Origin of the sequence: Streptomyces sp. NPDC014864, assembly GCF_043081525.1 — a bacterium.
Taxonomy (GTDB): domain Bacteria; phylum Actinomycetota; class Actinomycetes; order Streptomycetales; family Streptomycetaceae; genus Streptomyces.
In genome coordinates, this window is the sequence record NZ_JBIBWT010000001.1 from 577276 (window position 1) to 596242 (window position 18967).

Below are 18967 nucleotides of genomic sequence, written 5' to 3' on the forward strand. Positions count from 1 at the left end.
AATGAATTAATGGTCAGGTGAGGGCTCATCGAAGGGAGGCCGATATCATGCGGAGATGACGTCCATGCCCGCGTCCGAGCGCCTCGGCTCGCACATCAAGCGGGCCGAGCAGGCCCTCAACGCCACGAAGACCGCGGTTCTCAGGCCGGCGGGCCTGACTGTCGCGCAGTATGCGGCGCTGCTCCACCTCTCGGACAATCCGGGCATCTCCGCCGCGGCCCTTGCGCGGCTGTGCGGGGTCACCCCGCCGACCATGAACACGGTCCTGAAGAACCTCCAGGACCGCGCCCTGATCGAGCGCACCCCGCACGAATGGCACCGGAACGTCCTCGAGACCCGCCTCACGGACGAGGGCCGCGTCGTGATGGCCGACGCCGACGCGCGCGCGGTGCGGGTGGAACGCGCGCTCGCCGCCGAATTCACGGACGGGGAGCGCGAGACGCTGACCCGTCTGCTGGGACGCTGCGTGGGTCTGCTGGAGAAGGAGCGCTCCTGAGGCGGGGCGGCTCTGAGGCGGGGCGACTCAACGGTGAAGGCGCCCCCTGGGCCGGGCGGTGGCCGTGCGCCGTGAAGGGCCCCCGCTACGCGCGCGCCAGGCCCGACTTCAGGCCCGCCCCGCACAGCGGTACCACCGCCGACTTGGCGCCGAGGGCTCCCTCGCGGACCGCCGCCCAGCAGACCACGCCCGTGGACTCCACGTAGAGACCGCGGGAGGCGAGGTCGAGCTGGGCGTGGCGGATCCGGTCCTCGGTGACGGTCAGGAAGGTGCCGCCCGAGTCCCGTACCGCGCGCAGGATCTGGCGTGCCCGGGGCGGCCGGGGGATGGCGATGCCCTCGGCGTACGTCGGCGCCACCACCGTCGTCCCCGGCAGTTCCTCCGCGCCCTCCTCCCAGGCCTTCGCCAGCGGGGCGACCGCCGCCGACTGCACCGCCCACAGCGCCGGTCGGCGGTCCAGCAGCCCGGCGCCGTACAGCTCGGCGACCGCTAGGGCCGCGCCCAGCAGCAGCGTGCCGTTGCCCACCGGCAGTACGAGGACCTCGGGCAGGCGCCCGCCGAGGTCCTCCCACAGTTCGTGGACGTAGGTCTTGGTGCCGTGCAGGAAGTACGGGTTGTAGACGTGCGAGGCGTAGAAGGTGTCCGGCTCGTCGGCCGCGGCCCGCGCGGCCGCACCCGCCGCCTCGCGGTCGCCGTCGACCACCTCCAGCCGCGCCCCGTGGGCCCCGATCTGCTCCAGCTTCTTCGCGGAGGTGCCCAGCGGGACGTACACCGTGCACGGCAGCCGCCCCCGGGCGCAGTACGCGGCGATCGCGGTGCCCGCGTTGCCGCTGCTGTCCGCGACCACCCGGCGCGGCCCGGTGCGCAGCGCCAGTTCGGCCAGCAGCACCGCGCCGCGGTCCTTGAACGACAGCGTCGGCATCAGGTAGTCCAGCTTGGCCGAGACGCCGTCGGTGAGCGGCACGAGCGGGGTGCGGCCCTCGCCGAGGGACACCGTGGGCGAGGCCAGCGGCAGGGTCTCCGCGTACCGCCACAGTGAGTTCACCCGTCCGGTCAGGGACTTCAGCGGGGCCGGGGTGGGGACGAAGTCGAGTTCGAGGGGGCCGTGGCAGGAGGGACAGCACCAGGCGAGGGAGTCGCTCGGGATGCGGATGCCGTCGGTCGGGCAGTAACGGTCCGGCAAAGGTGTCATGAGCGCAGGTTAGAGCGGCACCACCGGTTCACCGGTCATTGCGGGCCGGGGGCTGCCCCGGGCCGCCGCCGGTCGTGTGCGTTCGCGCGCAGGGCAGGGACGGCCGTCACGTCGGGGGCCGTCACCTCGGGCCGAAGGGCGACCTGTCCGGGTACGGAGCCGGGTCCGTGACCCAGCCGGCCACCAGGACCAGCCCCGTCCCGCGGTTCACGGCGAGGAAGCCGAAGGGCCGGTCGAAGACCGCCCGGACGACCGTGGTGGTGTGCCGGAACTGGGGGATGCCCCCGGCGGCGGCAGCGACGGCCGTCACCGCGGCGGCCCGGAACCCGAGCGGGCCGAACCGGGCCACGACGGACTGCCCGGCCGAGCCGACGGCCAGCGGGAAGGCGCTCACGCCGGGGAAGTGGCCGCGCCCGGTGTCCTTGGCCGTGCTCAGGCCGAACAGTCGGTCCAGGTCCAGCAGATCGTGGTCCGCCCGCACCTCGAACCCGACCGTCCTGACGTCCAGCACGGGCGGCTGCGGCGCGGTGCAGTGCTCCTCCTCGACGCGCAGCCCGGGACCGGGGTTCCCGTGCGGCAGCCCGGTGCCGAGGACGAGCCGGTGCGCGCCGCCCAGCAGCCCGACGCCCGCCTCCAGAACCTGACCGCGCGTCATGCGCTCCTCGCCGAGCAGCAGATGGACGTCGATGCCGTTGTCGCCGGTCACCACGAGGCGGGTGACGGGCCCGGCGGGCGTGTCCGCCACGCCCACCCGCTCGACCCGGGGGCTCCTGCGGTGCAGGCCGGCCAGGGTGCGGTCCCGCCATGGCCCGGCATCGGGCCGCACCGGGACCTCGGAGAAGGGATGCTGCCAGTCGGTGCGCAGGGCCAGCGCGCTCGCCAGGACCATCTGGGTGTCCGGGGTCAGCGTGACCGGCATCCGGTCGACCAGCCCGCCGCTCAGCCGCCGCGCCCACGCGTCCAGGGCGTCCCTGTCGTCGTCCGGGTCGCCGGTGAGCACGCCGTGCGCCTGGGTCGGCAGGCCCGCGCGCCATTCCGGCCGCAGTTCCAGGGTGCGCTTCGTCCACAGCCCGAGGGCGGCGTCCAGTCCGCTCACACCGTCCGCCAGGACGAGCAACTCCCGTGCCCTGGCAGCCGCTTCCTCCGCGGGTGTGCCGAGGGCCTGCGCGAGTTCGGTCCGGGCGGCGCCCGCCGCGCCGTCCGCGAGGAACGCCAGCAGCGGCCAGACGCCGAGCGCCGAGAAGGCCGTACCCTCCGTGGCGCCGTGCGCCCAGCGGACCGTCAGCTCGCCCACGGCGCGCACCGCACCGCCCACGGCGCGCCCCGCATCGTCCAGGGCGCGCACTCCGCCACCCGCCGCCTGGGCCGTGCCGTCCGTCCCCCGGGCCGTGCCGTCGGCCGTTCCCATCCCGCCCCCAATGTCCGCTGCTTCGGATCACCGCAGGTGAAGGCTATCGTCGGCGCCGTCCCGGGGCACTACGATGCGCGCAGTTCGTGCCCCAGTTCCCCGACCGAAACGCGGTGCCCGTGACCCTGCCCCCGCCTCCCGGGCCCGCGCCGTCCCCGCAGCACCCACAGGGGCCGCCCGAGTCGCCCTACCGCCCCTGGGGGCAGGGCTACAGCCCGCAGTTGCGGCCCTGGCCCGTCGACGGGTTCGCCGTCGCCTCGCTCGTGTGCGGCATCCTCTGCTTCGTGCCCGGTGTGGGACTCGTCCTCGGGTTCGTCGCGCTGCGCCGGATCCGGCGGCGACGCGAGCGGGGGAGGGGCATGGCGATCACCGGGGCCGTGCTGTCCTGTGTCGGCCTCGCCCTGTGGGGCCTCGTGATCGCGACGGGCGGGGACGGACCGGACTTCGGACTCCGGGACGGAGCGGCCGGGGGCGCGGGGGCGGGTTCCCTGGTCAAGGGGGAGTGCTTCGACGTGCCCGGCGACTCGCTGAGCGGCGTGATGACCCACGACGTCGAGCGGGTGCCCTGCGGGAAGCGGCACGACGGCGAGGTCTTCGGCGTCCTGCGGATGACCGGCAGGTACTACCCGGGCCCCATCCAGCTGCGGATGACCGCCGAGGCCAAGTGCCCGGCCCTGCTGGACCGTTACGCCCTGGACCGCTGGGCCGTCCCGGCCGGTGTGCAGCCGTACCACCTCACCCCGACCCCGCGGGGCTGGGACCTCGGCGACCGCGGGATCGCCTGCGTCTTCGGCCACGCGGGCGTGGGCCTGACCGGCTCGCTGCGCAGCGACGCCACCACCCTCGACGCGGACCAGCTGGCGTTCCTGAAAGCCGCTCACGTCCTCGACCTGGCCCTCGACGCGCGGCCCGCGCGGGGCTCCGGCCGGGACCTGCCGGGTGCCCGGCGCTGGGCGGTGCGGGTGGCGGCCGCGCTCGGCCGGGAGGCCGGGCAGTTGCGCGCGCACCGGTGGCCCGCGGCCGCCGGGAAGCCGGTGGCCGGCCTGCGCGCCGATCTCGAACGTGCCGAGGACGCCTGGGCGTTGGCCGCCGCGTCCCCCGACGCCGGTACCTTCGCGGTGCGCCGCTCCCGCGCCTCGGCCCTGATCGACCCCTTCCGGTCCGTCACCGCGCGCAAGGCTCTGGGCCTTGCTGCCGTTCCGCCGACGCCCGGAGACGGCGCCGTCGACGCCGGCGGTGGCGGAACCGACCCCGCCTTCGAGGTGTGAGGGCGGCTATAGCGGGGAGAAAGTGCCTGCGTAAAGCCATCGGCCCCCACAAGTAATCACATCGAGTGATTTTCTGGCCTTTACTTGCCTCGCACAACCCACGGTTGCCAGGCTGTTGCTGTCTGTACAATCTGATGGGAGCGGCCAGTGACTTTCGGTGAGCAGCCGGCGTACCTGCGCGTCGCGGGTGATCTCCGCAAGAAGATCGTCGACGGTCAGCTGCCGCCGCACACTCGGCTGCCCTCCCAGGCCAGAATCCGCGAGGAGTACGGCGTCTCGGACACGGTCGCGCTGGAGGCGCGCAAGGTGCTGATGGCGGAGGGCCTGGTCGAGGGCCGCTCCGGCTCGGGGACCTATGTGCGCGAGCGGCCCGTGCCGCGCCGGGTCGCCCGCTCCGGCTTCCGCCCGGCCGGCGGTGCCACGCCGTTCCGGCAGGAGCAGACGGACGTCGAGGCGCGCGGCACCTGGGAGTCGAGCAGCGAGCAGACGGACGCGGGCGGCGCCATCGCCGAGCGGCTCGGCCTCAAGCCCGGAGACCGCGTGATGCGCACCAAGTACGTGTTCCGGGACGCCGGCGAGGCGATGATGCTCTCCACCTCCTGGGAGCCGCTCGCCGTCACCGGCCGGACGCCGGTGATGCTCCCCGAGGAGGGCCCGCTCGGCGGCATGGGGGTGGTCGAGCGGATGCGCGCCATCGACGTCATCGTGGACAACGTCACCGAGGAGGTCGGCGCCCGTCCCGGCCTCGCCGAGGAGCTGCTCGCCCTGGGGGGCGTTCCCGGTCATGTCGTCCTCGTCGTGCAGCGCACGTTCTACGCCTCCGGCCGCCCCGTCGAGACGGCGGACGTGGTCGTGCCCGCCGACCGCTACCGCGTGGCGTACCACCTGCCGGTGAAGTGACCCCGCCCGAACCGGCCCCAGCCCGTTGGGAGCGGCCGGGGACCCCGGGGAGTGACCGGTGACGTAACCGGGGCGTAGCGCTGCCCGTGGGGTGGTGCACGCCCCTGGGGCGGTCGTCCGGGCCGCCGCCGCGTCCGGCGCCCGCGCGGGGGCGCCGGGTTCCGGCCGTTCTCCCAGGTCGCCCCGTGGGTCGCCTGACGTCCCCGACCGGATGCGGCGGGCTCCGCCGACGGCGCGTTCGCCTCAGTGCGCCCCCTTGCTACTGGCTGGTTGCATACCTCTTTGTGAAAAGCCGGATTCGCTGCGTGAAGGTAAGGCGTAGGCTCGGGCATATGCGGATTGCGGTTTCCTTAGCGGGCGGGGCGCGGCGGCAGCCGGACACGGGAAGCGGAGGGGCGCGATGAACGACAGCACGGTCACTCTTCCCTGGCTCGTCATACGGCAGGACGACAACGGCAATCGCTACCGCGTCGGCCGGTACGCCACCCGCGCGGAGGCCCAGAGGATCGCGGACAGCCTCGACGACCGGGGCCACAAACAGCTGTACTGGGTCGAGCGCATCGGGCAGGCCGGCGGCACCGGGAGCGCCGCCGGCTGACCCCTTCGCCGGTTCCCACCGTGCTCCCGTAGGCTCCGGCGCATGACCCGACGGATCGTGGTGGTGGGTGCCGCCCTCCTGGACGACGGCCGCCTGCTCGCCGCGCGCCGCAGCGCGCCCCCGGACCTGGCGGGCCGCTGGGAGTTGCCCGGCGGCAAGGTGGAGCCGGGAGAGAAGCCCGAGGCCGCCCTCGTCCGCGAACTGCGCGAGGAACTCGGCGTCGACGCCGAGGCCGTGGAGCGTGTCCCCGGCAGCTGGCCGCTGCGCACCCCCTACGAGCTCCAGGTGTGGACGGCGCGCCTGTGCCCCGGCTCGGCCGCCCCCGAACCGCTCCAGGACCACGACGCGCTGCGTTGGCTCACCCCGGCCGAGATCTGGGACGTGCCCTGGCTGGACCAGGACGTTCCCGCGGTCCGGCAGGCCCTGGCCCACCTCGCGGACGGCTTCGCGGACCCGTGCGTGGATCCGTGCGTGGACGCCCCGGACGCGTGAACGCGACAGGTCTCGCCCGGACGCCGCACCGAGTCGTACGCCCGTACGCCGTCCGCCCCACTGTGCGCCGTCGCGAGGTACTGGGCCCCGGATATCGGGTATGTGCCCATTAACCCCATGAAACCGGACATGGGTGGGCTCACTGGCCTGGGAAGTGATCGGCGTGATCGACACCGAAGGTGACCGCGCCGAGTGGACCTTCGCCGCCGACCCCGGCGTGGTGCGTACTGCCCGCGCCGCCGTCCGCCGCCAGTTGCGCACCTGGGACCTCGACAGCGTCGGTGACACAGCGGCCCTGCTGGTCAGCGAACTGGTCACCAACTCCCTGCGCCACGCCACCGGTCCCATCGGCGTTCGGCTGGTGCGGCCAGCCGGACTGTCGAAGGTGCTGCTCGTCGAGGTCTCCGACACCCTGCCGGTTCCGCCCCGCGAACGCCCTGCCCGGCCCGACGACGAGAGCGGCCGCGGGCTGCAGTTGGTGGCCTCCTCCTCCCGTCGCTGGGGTACCCGTCCCGACGGGGCGGGCAAAACGGTCTGGTTCGAGTTGGCGCTACCGGGGTGAACAGGGCTGTCTGAGCCCGTAATCGCCGTCGAACGACCGGACACGGCCGGCGGTGGTTGTCCGTGCGCGTGATTCGACGGGGTGTTGCCTGGTTAGAAGACTGATGGTGTTGTCGCAGGCCGGACCGAAAAGCATCGGGATGGTCCTGTGATCGTGAACACCGTGTTGCGCGGCGCCGTAGTGCTGGATACTGCGGGCAGCCGCCCCCGGTGACCGGTGCCGGACGCGGTGAGCTGGAGGGGACGGTTCGCGTGAGCGAGATACCAGCGAAGGCCACGGAGTCCGAGGACCCGTCGGGCGGCGCGAGGGCGGCGGCCGCGGGCGGTTCCGCGGCCGGCGAGGCGGCGCGCGCGGACGCGATGTGGCAGAGCAGTCCGCCCGGCTCCATGTACGACTACATCAAGGTGGCCTCGTTCTCCATCGGCCCGGACGGCCTCATCGACCAGTGGAGCCTGCGCGCCGAACACCTCTTCGGCATCCCCGCGTCCCGCGCGGTCGGCATGGACCCCATCGAGGCCTTCGTCGACCCCGATCTGCGCGACCGCGGCCAGCGCAAGATGGCCGAGATCCTCGACGGACGGGAGTGGACCGGCGTGGTCCCCTTCCGCATGCCGGCCGATGGCGACAGTGATTACGAAGAGTGCGAAAGGGGCGAAGGCGGCGAAACGCACGGCGGACGAGGCGGACGGGGCGAGGAGGCCCTCGCCGAGGTCTACGTGATGCCGACGCGGACGGCCGAGGGCGAGAAGGCCGCCGTCTGCATCGTCGTCGACGTCCGTATCCTGCGCCGCATCGAGACCGACCTCGCCGCCTCTCAGGCGATATTCGGACAATCTCCGTTCGGGTTCCTGCTGATCGACGCCGAGTTGCGGGTCCGGCGCGCCAACCAGCGGTTCGCGTCCACCTTCGGCGGCACCGTGGACGACCACCGCGGCAAGGGGGTCCACGACTACCTGCCCCGGGGCGAGGCCGAGCGCGTCGCCGCCACCCTGCGCCGGGTGCTGGAGACCGGCGAGTCCATCACGGACATGCACGTCACGGGCTTCGTGCCGGACTCGGAGGAGCGCCGTCACTGGTCCATCAACCTCTACCGGGTGCACAGCGGCAGCGGCCGCCCCATCGGCATCGCCTGGCTCGGAACCGACATCACCGCCCGTCGCGCCGCCGCCCGCGAGGCCGCCGCCGCGCGGCGCAACCTCGCCCTGCTCAACGACGCCGGCGCCCGCATCGGCAACTCCCTCGATCTGGAGACCACCGCGCGCGAACTCCTCGACGTCGTCGTCCCCGGCTTCTGCGACCTCGCCACCGTCGACCTCTACCAGGGGCTGCTGGCCGGCGACGAGACGCCGCCCGGGCTCGCCGACGGCAGCGCCGAACTGCGCCGGGTCGCCTTCTCCAGCGCCGTCTCCGACGCCCCCTTCACCGGGGCCGGCGCGCCCGTCGCGGTGGGGGCCGTCCACCACTTCCCCTTCAACTCGCCCTGTGCGGACGCCCTGCGCACCGCCCGGCCGCAGAGCGTCCCCGGCGAGGACGGCGGCCTGGTGCAGTCCACGCTGGCCGTCCCGATGGTCGCCCACGACACCGTCGTAGGACTGGCGCAGTTCGCCCGCACCAAGGGCAGCGAGCCGTTCGGCGACCGCGACCGCGCCCTCGCCGTCGAACTCGCCGCGCGCGCCGCCGTCTGCATCGACAACGCCCGCCTGTACCGGCGCGAGCACGAGCGCGCCCTGATACTGCAACGGTCCCTGCTCCCGCCCGGCGACCCGGAGGCCTCCGGCCTCGACATCGCCTGCCGCTACCTGCCCGGCAACGCGGCCACCGGCCGGCCCAGCGAGGTCGGCGGCGACTGGTTCGACGTCATCGAACTGCCCGGCCACCGCACCGCGCTGGTCGTCGGCGACGTGATGGGCCGCGGTCTGCGGGCCGCCGTCGCGATGGGCGAACTCCGCACCGCGGTGCGGACGCTGGCGCTGCTCGACCTCGAACCGGCCGAGGTCCTGTCCCAGCTGGACGAGATCGCCCGCGGCCTCGGCGCCCCGGGCGGCGTGCAACAGGCGACCCGGGCCGCCCGCCGCCCCCGCGAGGCCGACCTCTCCGAGGTCTATCTGGCGACCTGCGTCTACGCGGTCTACGACTCGGTCACCAGGAGGTGCACCTTCGCCAACGCGGGCCACCTGCCGCCCGTCCTCGTCGAACCCGGCGAGGCGGCGCTGATGCTGGACGTGCCGCCGGGGATGCCGCTCGGCGTCGGCGGGGAGCCGTTCGAGGAGGTGGAGGTGGAACTGCCCGAAGGGGCCCTGCTCGCCCTCTACACCGACGGCCTGGTCGAGTCCCGCGACCACCCGCTGGACGAGGGGCTGCAGGCCTTCGTGGGCGCCCTCACCGACCCCTCGCGCCCCCTCGAGGACGTCTGCGACCAGGTCCTCAACACCCTCGACACCCACCACGGCGAGGACGACATCGCGCTGCTGATGGCCCGCGTCCAGGGTCTGCCCACCGAGTCCGTCGGCGACTGGACCCTGCCCCGCGAGCCGCGCAGCGTCGGCCGCGCCCGCGAGTACGCCCGCTCCCAGCTGCTCGCCTGGGACCTGGAGCCGCTGGTCGACACCACCGAACTCCTCGTCAGCGAGCTGGTCACCAACGCCCTGCGCTACGGCGAGGGCGAGATCAGACTCCGCCTGCTGCTGGACCGCACGCTGGTGTGCGAGGTGTGGGACTCCGGGCTCGTCCAGCCGCGCCGCCGCCGCGCCCGCGACACCGACGAGGGCGGCCGCGGCCTCCAGCTCGTCGGCCTGCTGAGCGCGGCCTGGGGCTCCCGCCGGACCCCGCGCGGCAAGACGGTCTGGTTCGAACTCCCGCTGCCCGACGGGGAGAACGGGCTGGCCGACCCCGCGGAGGCGCTGCTCAGCCTGTTCTGACGGCAGCCCGTGCCCCGGCGCAACCGCGGCCCCGCGGTTGATCGTCGTTCCCTGAAGCGACTGCGACTGCGACTGCGACTGCGAACGCGACTGCTACGGCGACGGCGACTGCGGCACGGGAGGGGACGGGCGTGGGCTCGGATGCGGACACGGGCACGGACAGGAACGCGGACACGGGCACGGACCGGAACGCGGACACGGGCACGGAGGAGCCGCAGGCCGGAGCGGAGCGGGAGGGCACCCCGTCCCGCCGGCGGCGGCGCCTCCGCCTGGCCCGGCGCCTCGCCCTCGCCGTCGTGCTCGCCGTGCTCCTGCCCCTCCTCGCCGCCGAGGCCGCCCTGCGGGTGAACTACACCGGCGACCCGGCCGAGGGGACGCGCACCCGGAGCCGGGACGCGATCTGGCTCGGGCACGCCTGGGTGGACGGGCGGAAGAAGGACGCCGACGTCGCCGCGCTCGCGCGGCGGCTGCGCGGGACCGGGATCCGCGACCTCTACGTGCACGCGGGCCCACTGGAGCACGACGGGACGCTGCCCGAATCCGCCTATCGCAACGCCCCTTGGCTCCTCCGCTCCGTGCACCGCGCGCTGCCCGGCGTCCGCGTGCAGGCCTGGCTCGGCGACAAGCTCGCCAGTGAGGGCCCGGACGGCCTGCGCCTGGAGCGGGCCGGGACCCGGGCGGCCGTGGTCCGCTCCACCCGGGAGGTCCTCTCCACGGGCTTCGACGGCGCCCACTTCGACCTGGAGCCCCTGCACTCGGGCGACCGCGACTACCTCTCCCTCCTCGGCGGCCTGCGCCGCGTCACCCGCGCCCACGACGCCCTCCTCTCGGTCGCCGCCCACCAGATCGACCCGCTGCCCGCCTTCCACTCCTTCTGGGGCACGACCACCGGCCACCCCAAGTGGTGGTCGCAGGCGTACTTCGGCGAGGTCGCCCGCCGCGTCGACCAGATCGCCGTCATGTCGTACGACACCATGCAGCCGCTGGAGAGCCTGTACGGCGGCTATGTCGCCCAGCAGACCAGCCTCGCCCTGGAGGTCACCCCGCACTCCACCGACCTGCTCATGGGCCTGCCCTTCTACCAAGAGAACCGCTTCGGCCACTGGGCGCACGCCGAGACCGTCCCGGCCGCCGTCCGGGGCGTACGCCTGGGCCTGTCCCGCACGGACGCCGACCGCGCCCGCTTCGGCGTCGCCCTGTACGTGGACTTCGCGGCCACGGAGGGCGACTGGAGGGCCTACGAGGAGGACTGGGTGCGGTGACCCGCAGGCGAAAGCACCTCACCGTCGCCGAACTCGCCCCGCTCGCCCGTGCCGCGTCCGGCCCGGGCCGCACGCTGCGCGCCGTCACCCGGCTGCGCGGCGGCTCCAGGAAGGGCGTGTACCGCCTGACCTTCGACGACTCGACCACGGCCGTCGCCTACGTCTGGTCCCCGGACGAGGACTACTGGGACCAGCCGGACAGCGATCCCGGAGACCCGTTCTCGCACGCCGGCGGCCTCGGCCTGTTCACGGCCGCGCACACCCGCCTGTCCGCCCTCGGCGTCCGCACGCCCCGCCTGCTCCACGTGGACACCACCGCGCACGCGGCCGTCGTCGAGGACGTCCCCGGCGGCAGCCTGGAGGAGGCGCTCGCCCGGGACCCGGACGCGGCCCGCCCCACCCTGGAGCGCCTGGCCGAGGCGCTGGAGGCCCTGCGCGACTGCACGGCAGCCGCCCACGGCAAGGTCGCGCTCGTCGACAACGGCGGCTCCTCGTACGGCGGTTCGTGTGCGCGGCTCGTCACCGACCGTGCGCTGGCCGACATCGCCGAGACCGCCGTACGAGACCGGAGGGTCGCCGGGGCCCGCGACGCGCTGGAGGAGGCCGTGCGCTCCCTGGCCGCCGAGGTCCGCCCGCGCACCCGGCACACCCTGGTCCACGGCGAACTCGGCCCGGACCACGTCCTCGTGGACGCCGGCGGCGCACCGGTGCTCATCGACATCGAGGGTCTCATGTACTTCGACGCCGAGTGGGAGCACGTGTTCCTGCGGTTCCGCTTCGGCCCGCACTACGACACGCTCCGCGCCCCCAACCTCGACGAGGCCCGCCTGCGTCTGTACCGGCTGGCCATGCACCTCGACCTCGTCGCCGGGCCCCTGCGGCTGCTCGACGGGGACTTCCCGGAGCCGGAGGTGATGCGGGCGATCGCGGAACACAATCTGGCGCGGGCGCTGGACCTGGTGGGAGCATGAGGCGTGCAGACGACGGCGGTTCTGGTGGCTCTGTTCGTGTCCGGTCTCGCGGCCATGGGCGTCGCGGCGATCAGGACCGGTTGGGTGCTGCCGTGGGACGCTTACAAGATCCTGCGCCCGAGGCTGTGGGGGTACGGCTGGCTGGTCGCCGCGGTCGGAGCGGCGCTGTTCATGTCTCCGGTGGCCTGCCCGGGCCTCGCGGACCGGTTCGCCGTGCTGCCCGTGATCGGCTGGGCCGTCTTTCTGGTGGGCCTGGTGATCCAGATGGCGGCCCGGGGTCCGGGCCGCCTCTGAACCGCCCTTACCTCGACCGCTTCCCGATCTTCGACCCCAGCCACACCAGCGGGTCGTACTTGCGGTCAACCGCCCGTTCCTTGAGCGGGATCAGCGCGTTGTCCGTGATTCTGATGCCCTCGGGACACACCTCCGTGCAGCACTTGGTGATGTTGCAGTAGCCGAGGCCGTGCGCGTCCTGGGCCGTGCGCTTGCGGTCCAGGCCGGTCTCCTCCGCCGCGTCCAGCGGGTGCATGTCCAGCTCCGCCACCCGCATCAGGAAGCGCGGGCCGGCGAACGCCGTCTTGTTCTCCTCGTGGTCGCGGACCACATGGCAGACGTCCTGGCACAGGAAGCACTCGATGCACTTGCGGAACTCCTGCGACCGGTCCACGTCCTCCTGGAACATGCGGTACTCGCCCGGTCCCAGGCCCTCGGGCGGCACGAAGGCCGGGACCTGACGCGCCTTGGCGTAGTTGAAGCCGACGTCGGTCACCAGGTCGCGGATCACCGGGAAGGCGCGCAGGGGCGTGACGGTGACGGTCTCGTCGCGGTCGAACACCGACATGCGGGTCATGCACAGCAGCCGGGGCCGTCCGTTGATCTCGGCGGAGCACGAACCGCACTTGCCCGCCTTGCAGTTCCAGCGCACGGCCAGGTCCGGCGCCTGAGTGGCCTGGAGCCGGTGGACGATGTCCAGCACCACCTCGCCGTCGTTGACCTCGACCGTGAAGTCCGCCAGGCCGCCGCCCTGCGCGTCGCCCCGCCACACCTTGAAGCGGGCCTCGTAGCTGCTCACTCGTAGAGCTCCTCTTCGGCGAGGTACTTGACCAGCTCCTCCTTCTCGAAGAGGGCGAGCAGGTCGGGGCGGACGGGTTCGGTGGTCTCCCGGTGCAGGGTGATCTGGCCGCGTACCGGGTCGGTGGCCGCCAGGCCGCCCGTGGGGTCGGCGAGCCGGCACAGCAGGTTGATGCGGCGCCAGGCGCGGTCCATGGCCGGGAAGTCCTCGCGGGTGTGCCCGCCGCGCGACTCCGTGCGTTCCAGCGCGGCCCGCGCCACGCACTCGCTGACGAGCAGCATGTTCCGCAGGTCCAGGGCGAGGTGCCAGCCCGGGTTGAACTGGCGGTGGCCCTCCACCCCGGCCCGCCGGGCCCGCGTCCGCAGCTCCGCCAGCTTCCGCAGCGCCTGCTCCATCTCCTCCTCCCGGCGGATGATGCCGACCAGGTCGTTCATGGTCTGCTGGAGCTCCTGGTGCAGGGTGTACGGGTTCTCCGGCGGCCCGCCGACAGGTTCCTCGCTCTCCGCCGAGAACGGCCGCAGCGCCTCCGCGGCCGCCGCGTCGACCTGGGTGTCGTCGACGGGCGGGCGGTCCGCCGCGACCCGGGCCGCGTGCTCCGCCGCGTGCCGGCCGGCCCGGCGCCCGAACACCAGCAGGTCGGACAGCGAGTTGCCGCCGAGCCGGTTCGAGCCGTGCATACCGCCGGCCGCCTCACCGGCCGCGTACAGCCCCGGCACCCCGCGCGCGGCGGCCGTGTCCGAGTCCACCGCGATGCCGCCCATCACGTAGTGGCAGGTCGGCCCGACCTCCATCGCCTCCGCCGTGATGTCGACGTCCGCGAGCTCCTTGAACTGGTGGTACATCGACGGCAGCCGGCGCCGGACGACCTCGGCGGGCATCCGCGTCGAGACGTCCAGGAAGACCCCGCCGTGCGGGGAGCCCCGGCCAGCCTTCACCTCGGAGTTGATCGCGCGGGCCACCTCGTCGCGGGGGAGCAGCTCGGGGGGACGGCGGTTGTGGTCCGGGTCGTCGTACCAGCGGTCCGCCTCCTCCTCCGACTCGGCGTACTTCTCCTTGAAGACGTCGGGGACGTAGTCGAACATGAACCGCTTGTCCTCGGAGTTGCGCAGCACCCCGCCGTCGCCGCGCACCGACTCGGTGACGAGGATGCCCTTCACCGACGGCGGCCAGACCATGCCGGTGGGATGGAACTGCACGAACTCCATGTTCAGCAGCGGCGCCCCGGCGAGCAGGGCGAGCGCGTGGCCGTCGCCGGTGTACTCCCACGAGTTCGACGTCACCTTGAACGACTTGCCGATGCCGCCGGTGGCGATCACCACGGCAGGGGCCTGGAGGACGAAGAAACGGCCGGTCTCCCGCTCGTAGGCGAAGACCCCGGACACCCGGCCCGTCTCGTCCTTGAGGACCCGGGTGACCGTGCACTCCTGGAAGACCCGCAGCCGGGACTCGTGGTCCCCGGTCTCCCGGTGGTCCTGCTGCTGGAGCGCGACGATCTTCTGCTGGAGGGTGCGGATCAGCTCCAGGCCCGTACGGTCGCCGACGTGCGCCAGACGCGGGTACTCGTGGCCGCCGAAGTTGCGCTGCGAGATCCGCCCGTCCTTGGTCCGGTCGAACAGCGCGCCCCAGGTCTCCAGCTCCCACACCCGCTCGGGCGCCTCCCGGGCGTGCAGCTCGGCCATCCGCCACTGGTTGAGGAACTTCCCGCCGCGCAGGGTGTCGCGGAAGTGGACCTGCCAGTTGTCGTGCTCGTTGACGTTGGCCATCGCCGCCGCGATGCCGCCCTCGGCCATCACCGTGTGCGCCTTGCCGAACAGCGACTTGCAGATCACCGCCGTCCGCGCCCCGCGCTCGCGCGCCTCGATCGCGGCGCGCAGTCCGGCGCCGCCCGCGCCGACCACGACGACGTCCCACTCCTGCCGATCCACCACGGACATCAGAAGGCCTCACTCACCGAAACTCGTCAGAAGAAGCGCGGATCGTCGAAGACGCCGGACGCGAGCAGATACACGTAGAAGTCGGCGACCGCCACGCTCAGCAGCGACGCCCAGGCGAGCTGCATGTGACGGGCGTTGAGCCGGCCGACGAACCGCCACATCCGGTAGCGCACCGGGTGCCGGGAGAAGTGCTTGAGCTTGCCGCCCACGATGTGCCGGCAGGAGTGACAGGAGAGGGTGTACAACCAGATCAGCACGATGTTGACCAGGAAGACCACCGTGCCGAGGCCCATGTGGCCCCACGCGTAGTGCTCGTCGCGGAAGGACAGCACGGTGTCGTAGGTCAGCACGCCGGCGACCAGGATCGCCGCGTAGAAGAAGTACCGGTGGACGTTCTGCAGGATCAGCGGGAAGCGCGTCTCGCCCGTGTACGTCCGGTGCGGCTCGGCGACCGCGCAGGCCGGCGGGGACGCCCAGAAGCCCCGGTAGTAGGCCTTGCGGTAGTAGTAGCAGGTCAGGCGGAAGCCCAGCGGGAAGATCAGAATGATGATCGCCGGGGAGAGCGCCCACCAGCTGCCGAAGAGATCCGCGTTGGGTCCCGCGTGCATGGTGGCGCAGTTGCTCGCCAGGCACGGCGAGTAGAACGGCGAGACGTACGGCGCCGCGTAGTAGTCCGCGTCGGCGAAGGCCCGCCAGGTCGAGTACACGATGAACGCGAGCAGGCCGGCCGCGGTGGCGGCGGGTGCCAGCCACCACCGGTCGGTCCTCAGGTGCGGGGCGTCGATCGCGGCGCGCGCCGGGGACCGGACGCCGCCGAGGTGCGGATGGGGGTCGGTGTCGGGGGGTTCCGTACCAGTGGCCAAGTCGAGGACTCCGGTCGGGTCAGGGGGCGTGGCGGTCGCGGGCGCCGAGTCCCTCGTCGTCCGTGTCCGTCCACAGGGAGATGTCGTAGGGCGCGTCGGAGATGGTGACGAGCGCGGGCCGCTTCGCCGTGGCGGGGCCTTCGGAGACCTCGCGCAGCAGGGCGACGCTCTCGCGCAGGTGGTCGGCGTCGGCGCGCACGCGGCGCATCTCCAGACCGCCGCCCAGCTGCTGTTCCAGTCGTCCCACCGACCGCAGCAGCTCGTCGAGGGTGCGCTGGACCGACGTCAGGTCGTCGTGCACGGACATGACGTGACCTCACTTCCACGGGCCGTCGGGGCCCAAGCGGCAACGTTCATGCGCCTGCGAGTGTTGCGCGTCACACCGCTCGGTGGGAAGGCATGTGCAGCGATTGGCGGATTGCACACCCCTCGCGCGCGCCCGCACGCGCTCTGCGTGCGCCGGGGGCGTGATTCCTCCGCACGGGTGAGCTTGCGGCCTCCCGTCGCCGTGTCGCCCTCGGCGGGCGAACCCTTTCCTCTTCAGTGGGGCCATAGATCTGATCAGCACCAAAATACCGCCAAACGTGATCAGAACCCACCCGTGACCACCGGCGGGAGCGGCTCTCCTCGGAGGTAGCACAGATGTCCCACGACGGTGTCGGACCCCGCGCTCTCACGCGCGCGCTCGCCTTCCTGACCGCTGGGGCCCTCGCGGTGCCCCTCCTCGCCGGCTGTGGCTCCGACGACAAGCCCAGCAAGCCGCTGGCCGGACAGGACATCGGGTCCGCCGCCCGGAACCTGGTCGCCGACGGAGGAACCCTGCGCTGGGCCGTGGACGCGGTGCCGCAGACGCTGAACACCTTCCAGGCGGACGCCGACGCGGGCACCACCCGGGTGGCCCAGGCCGTCCTGCCCACCATGTTCCGCCTCGACGCGAACGGGCGGCCGCAGCTCGACCCCGCGTATCTGGAGACCGCCCGGATCGTGGAGACCGAGCCCAAGCAGGTCGTCGTCTACCGGCTCAACCAGCAGGCGGTCTGGAGCGACGGCCGGGAGATCGGCGCCGCGGACTTCGCCGCCCAGTGGCGCGCCCTGTCCGGCAAGGACACCGCCTACTGGACCGCCCGCAACGCCGGGTACGACCGCATCGAGAAGGTCGAGCGCGGCGCCGGCGACCTGGAGGTCAAGGTCACCTTCAGCCGGCCCTACGCCGACTGGAGGTCGCTGTTCTCGCCGCTGTACCCGAAGGACGTCACCGGCACCCCGGACACCTTCAACGACGGGGCGCGAACGAAGCTCACGGTCACCGCCGGCCCGTTCACCGTCCAGCGGATCGACACCAAGAACAAGGACGTCGTCCTCGCCCGCAACCCGCGCTGGTGGGGCCGCCCGGCCAAGCTGTCCGGGATCGTGCTGCACGCCGTGCCCCGCGACCAGCGCGTGTCCGCGCTCGCCGCCGGCACGGTGGACGTCGCCGACGTCGACCCCGGCGACGCCGCCGGCATCGCCACCGCCGCAAGGGCCCGGGGCGGGTCCCCCCTGCCGGGCCCGGTCGGCGGCCGTACCGCCGTCCAGGCGCTGCACGAGGTGCGGCTGCGCAAGTCGCTGGAGCCCGCCTACACCCAGCTCGCCCTGAACGGCGCCGACGGCCCCCTCGCGGACGAGCGGGTGCGGCACGCGGTGGCGCGGGCCCTCGACCGCGGGCAGCTCGCCGGGCTGGTCCTGAAACCGCTGGGCCTGCCCGCCGTCCCGGTCGGCAGTCACCTCGCCCTGGCCGGCCAGGACGCCTACGCCGACAACAGCGACGCGCTCGGCGGGCAGGACACCGCCCAGGCGCGGGCGCTGCTCGCGGACGCCGGCTGGGTGCCCGGCCCGGTGAAGAAGGAGAAGAAGGGCGAGAAGGCGGCCGGAGCCACGGGCCGGCCCGCCGGGGAACGGTCCCAGGGCGGCGACGACGGCACGTACATCGTCGGCCGGAACGACAACGTCGAGGACCACAAGGCGGGCGACCCGGCCGACAGGAACAGGGACGGCGACCACAAGGACCGTGAGGCGCCCGCCCGGGACCGGCAGGGCCCCCTGGAGAGCGAGGACGGACACGCGGGGGAGGGCGGCGGCGCCCGGCAGCTCGCGCAGGACGGCCGGCAGTACGCCCAGGAGCACCTGAAGAGGGGCGGAGCGCCCGGCGCCTACGCCCCCCGTGGCACCGCCGTTCCTCGTGGCACCGCCGCCCCGGCGAGCCCCGCCCCCGGGCCGCTGGCCAAGAACGGCAAGCCGCTCACGCTCCGCTTCGTGCTCCCCTCCGGGCCGGGCTCCGGCACCCTGCGCAAGGTCGCCGACCGGATCTCCGCCATGCTCGACAAGGTCGGCATCGGCACCGAGATCACCAAGGTCCCGGACGAGAGCTACTTCAAGGACCACATCGCCGCCGGCCAGTACGACCTGGCGCTGTACTCGTGGCCCGCGTCCGCCTTCCCGGCGACCGACGCCCGCCCGATCTACGCCAAGCCGGTGCCGGCCGCCGACGGCTCCCTGAACGTCCAGCAGAACTACACCCGCGTCGGCACCGACCAGGTCGACCAGCTCTTCGACCAGGCCGTCGCCACCCTGGACGAGGACGAGATGCGCGCCCTGGTCCGCAGGGCCGACGCCCGCATCTGGGCGGCGGCCGGCTCCATCCCCCTCTACCAGCGCCCCCAGCTCGTCGCCGTCCGCGGGAACCTCGCCAACATCGGCGCCTTCGGCTTCCGGACCCCGGTCTACGAGGACATGGGCTTCCTGAAGAAGGGTGCCGTCCCGAAGGCCGGACCACCGGCCAAGAACTGAGGCGCCGGCCCCCGCGCCGGGGGTGTGCGGCGCACGCCGGGGGACCCCCGAGGGCCCCGGCCGGGCCCCCCGGCACGGGCCGCGAGGGCCGCCTCCGGCCGGGGCCCGTACCATGGGGTGAGGCCGTGGCATGTTCAGCCCGGCAGGGTCCGCGTAACACCGATGTACGCGCAGGCCTTCCTCACACTCCGGGAGTACGCCGCAA

17 protein-coding genes are annotated in these 18967 nt (G+C 73.3%); 11 read left to right on the top strand and 6 right to left on the bottom strand.

The window, feature by feature from the left end:
* The first annotated feature begins 55 nt into the window (after positions 1-55).
* Positions 56-496 carry a MarR family winged helix-turn-helix transcriptional regulator gene (locus tag ACF1A5_RS02775; protein ID WP_392190998.1) on the top strand — a complete coding sequence of 147 codons (441 nt, stop codon included), beginning with the start codon at positions 56-58 and terminating at the stop codon, positions 494-496.
* An 85-nt stretch (positions 497-581) separates the two neighbouring features.
* Here the strand turns inward: ACF1A5_RS02775 and ACF1A5_RS02780 are convergent, their stop codons facing one another.
* Both ACF1A5_RS02780 and ACF1A5_RS02785 read right to left on the bottom strand, forming a co-directional pair.
* Positions 582-1688, bottom strand: a complete 1107-nt coding sequence (locus tag ACF1A5_RS02780) for a pyridoxal-phosphate dependent enzyme (protein WP_392190999.1) — start codon at positions 1686-1688, stop codon at positions 582-584.
* A 121-nt stretch (positions 1689-1809) separates the two neighbouring features.
* Complete coding sequence (locus ACF1A5_RS02785; protein WP_392191000.1) at positions 1810-3096, bottom strand: serpin family protein; 1287 nt, start codon at positions 3094-3096, stop codon at positions 1810-1812.
* Between the two features lie 119 nt (positions 3097-3215).
* On the opposite strand from ACF1A5_RS02785, the gene ACF1A5_RS02790 reads away from it, so the two are divergent.
* From ACF1A5_RS02790 to ACF1A5_RS02830, 9 genes are all read left to right on the top strand, one after another.
* Positions 3216-4364 carry a DUF4190 domain-containing protein gene (locus ACF1A5_RS02790; RefSeq protein WP_392191001.1) on the top strand — a complete coding sequence of 383 codons (1149 nt, stop codon included), beginning with the start codon at positions 3216-3218 and terminating at the stop codon, positions 4362-4364.
* 147 nt (positions 4365-4511) lie between these two features.
* Positions 4512-5264, top strand: coding sequence for a GntR family transcriptional regulator (locus tag ACF1A5_RS02795; RefSeq protein WP_392191002.1), 753 nt, complete (start codon positions 4512-4514; stop codon positions 5262-5264).
* A 400-nt stretch (positions 5265-5664) separates the two neighbouring features.
* Positions 5665-5862, top strand: coding sequence for an SPOR domain-containing protein (locus ACF1A5_RS02800; protein ID WP_392191003.1), 198 nt, complete (start codon positions 5665-5667; stop codon positions 5860-5862).
* Positions 5863-5904: 42 nt separating this feature from the next.
* The gene (locus tag ACF1A5_RS02805; RefSeq protein ID WP_392191004.1) at positions 5905-6354 is read left to right on the top strand and encodes a (deoxy)nucleoside triphosphate pyrophosphohydrolase; all 450 of its coding nucleotides are present in this window, start codon (positions 5905-5907) and stop codon (positions 6352-6354) included.
* A gap of 133 nt (positions 6355-6487) precedes the next feature.
* On the top strand, positions 6488-6916 hold the full coding sequence (locus ACF1A5_RS02810) for an ATP-binding protein (RefSeq protein WP_392191005.1): 429 nt from the start codon (positions 6488-6490) through the stop codon (positions 6914-6916).
* Between the two features lie 251 nt (positions 6917-7167).
* On the top strand, positions 7168-9834 hold the full coding sequence (locus tag ACF1A5_RS02815) for a SpoIIE family protein phosphatase (RefSeq protein WP_392191006.1): 2667 nt from the start codon (positions 7168-7170) through the stop codon (positions 9832-9834).
* A 131-nt stretch (positions 9835-9965) separates the two neighbouring features.
* A complete protein-coding gene (locus ACF1A5_RS02820; protein WP_392191007.1) occupies positions 9966-11096 on the top strand; it encodes a hypothetical protein in 1131 nt (376 codons plus the stop codon).
* Positions 11093-12067 carry a phosphotransferase family protein gene (locus ACF1A5_RS02825; RefSeq protein WP_392191008.1) on the top strand — a complete coding sequence of 325 codons (975 nt, stop codon included), beginning with the start codon at positions 11093-11095 and terminating at the stop codon, positions 12065-12067. The genes ACF1A5_RS02820 and ACF1A5_RS02825 overlap by 4 nt, the downstream gene beginning before the upstream one ends.
* Before the next feature lie 3 nt (positions 12068-12070).
* Positions 12071-12361 (top strand): hypothetical protein, encoded by a 291-nt coding sequence (locus tag ACF1A5_RS02830; protein WP_392191009.1) that lies wholly within the window; start codon positions 12071-12073, stop codon positions 12359-12361.
* Between the two features lie 7 nt (positions 12362-12368).
* On the opposite strand, the gene ACF1A5_RS02835 is transcribed toward ACF1A5_RS02830, so the two are convergent.
* The 4 genes from ACF1A5_RS02835 to ACF1A5_RS02850 are packed head-to-tail and all read right to left on the bottom strand — an operon-like array spanning position 12369 to position 16243.
* The gene (locus ACF1A5_RS02835; RefSeq protein WP_392191010.1) at positions 12369-13139 is read right to left on the bottom strand and encodes a succinate dehydrogenase/fumarate reductase iron-sulfur subunit; all 771 of its coding nucleotides are present in this window, start codon (positions 13137-13139) and stop codon (positions 12369-12371) included.
* The gene (locus tag ACF1A5_RS02840; protein WP_392191011.1) at positions 13136-15073 is read right to left on the bottom strand and encodes a fumarate reductase/succinate dehydrogenase flavoprotein subunit; all 1938 of its coding nucleotides are present in this window, start codon (positions 15071-15073) and stop codon (positions 13136-13138) included. The genes ACF1A5_RS02835 and ACF1A5_RS02840 overlap by 4 nt, the downstream gene beginning before the upstream one ends.
* A 26-nt stretch (positions 15074-15099) precedes the next feature.
* Positions 15100-15936, bottom strand: a complete 837-nt coding sequence (locus tag ACF1A5_RS02845; RefSeq protein ID WP_392191012.1) for a hypothetical protein — start codon at positions 15934-15936, stop codon at positions 15100-15102.
* Positions 15937-15955: 19 nt separating this feature from the next.
* Complete coding sequence (locus tag ACF1A5_RS02850; RefSeq protein WP_392191013.1) at positions 15956-16243, bottom strand: hypothetical protein; 288 nt, start codon at positions 16241-16243, stop codon at positions 15956-15958.
* Positions 16244-16578: 335 nt separating this feature from the next.
* Here ACF1A5_RS02850 and ACF1A5_RS02855 point away from each other — a divergent pair, with 335 nt between their 5' ends.
* Positions 16579-18762 (top strand): ABC transporter family substrate-binding protein, encoded by a 2184-nt coding sequence (locus ACF1A5_RS02855; RefSeq protein ID WP_392191014.1) that lies wholly within the window; start codon positions 16579-16581, stop codon positions 18760-18762.
* Positions 18763-18967: the final 205 nt, after the last annotated feature.

What these genes read in the sequence shown, in the direction of transcription:
- ACF1A5_RS02775 (WP_392190998.1), top strand. Translation starts at nt 56, where the DNA reads ATGACGTCCATGCCCGCGTCCGAGCGCCTCGGCTCGCACATCAAGCGG.
- ACF1A5_RS02780 (WP_392190999.1), bottom strand. Translation starts at nt 1,688, where the DNA reads ATGACACCTTTGCCGGACCGTTACTGCCCGACCGACGGCATCCGCATC.
- ACF1A5_RS02785 (WP_392191000.1), bottom strand. Translation starts at nt 3,096, where the DNA reads ATGGGAACGGCCGACGGCACGGCCCGGGGGACGGACGGCACGGCCCAG.
- ACF1A5_RS02800 (WP_392191003.1), top strand. Translation starts at nt 5,665, where the DNA reads ATGAACGACAGCACGGTCACTCTTCCCTGGCTCGTCATACGGCAGGAC.
- ACF1A5_RS02805 (WP_392191004.1), top strand. Translation starts at nt 5,905, where the DNA reads ATGACCCGACGGATCGTGGTGGTGGGTGCCGCCCTCCTGGACGACGGC.
- ACF1A5_RS02840 (WP_392191011.1), bottom strand. Translation starts at nt 15,073, where the DNA reads ATGTCCGTGGTGGATCGGCAGGAGTGGGACGTCGTCGTGGTCGGCGCG.
- ACF1A5_RS02850 (WP_392191013.1), bottom strand. Translation starts at nt 16,243, where the DNA reads ATGTCCGTGCACGACGACCTGACGTCGGTCCAGCGCACCCTCGACGAG.
- ACF1A5_RS02855 (WP_392191014.1), top strand. Translation starts at nt 16,579, where the DNA reads ATGTCCCACGACGGTGTCGGACCCCGCGCTCTCACGCGCGCGCTCGCC.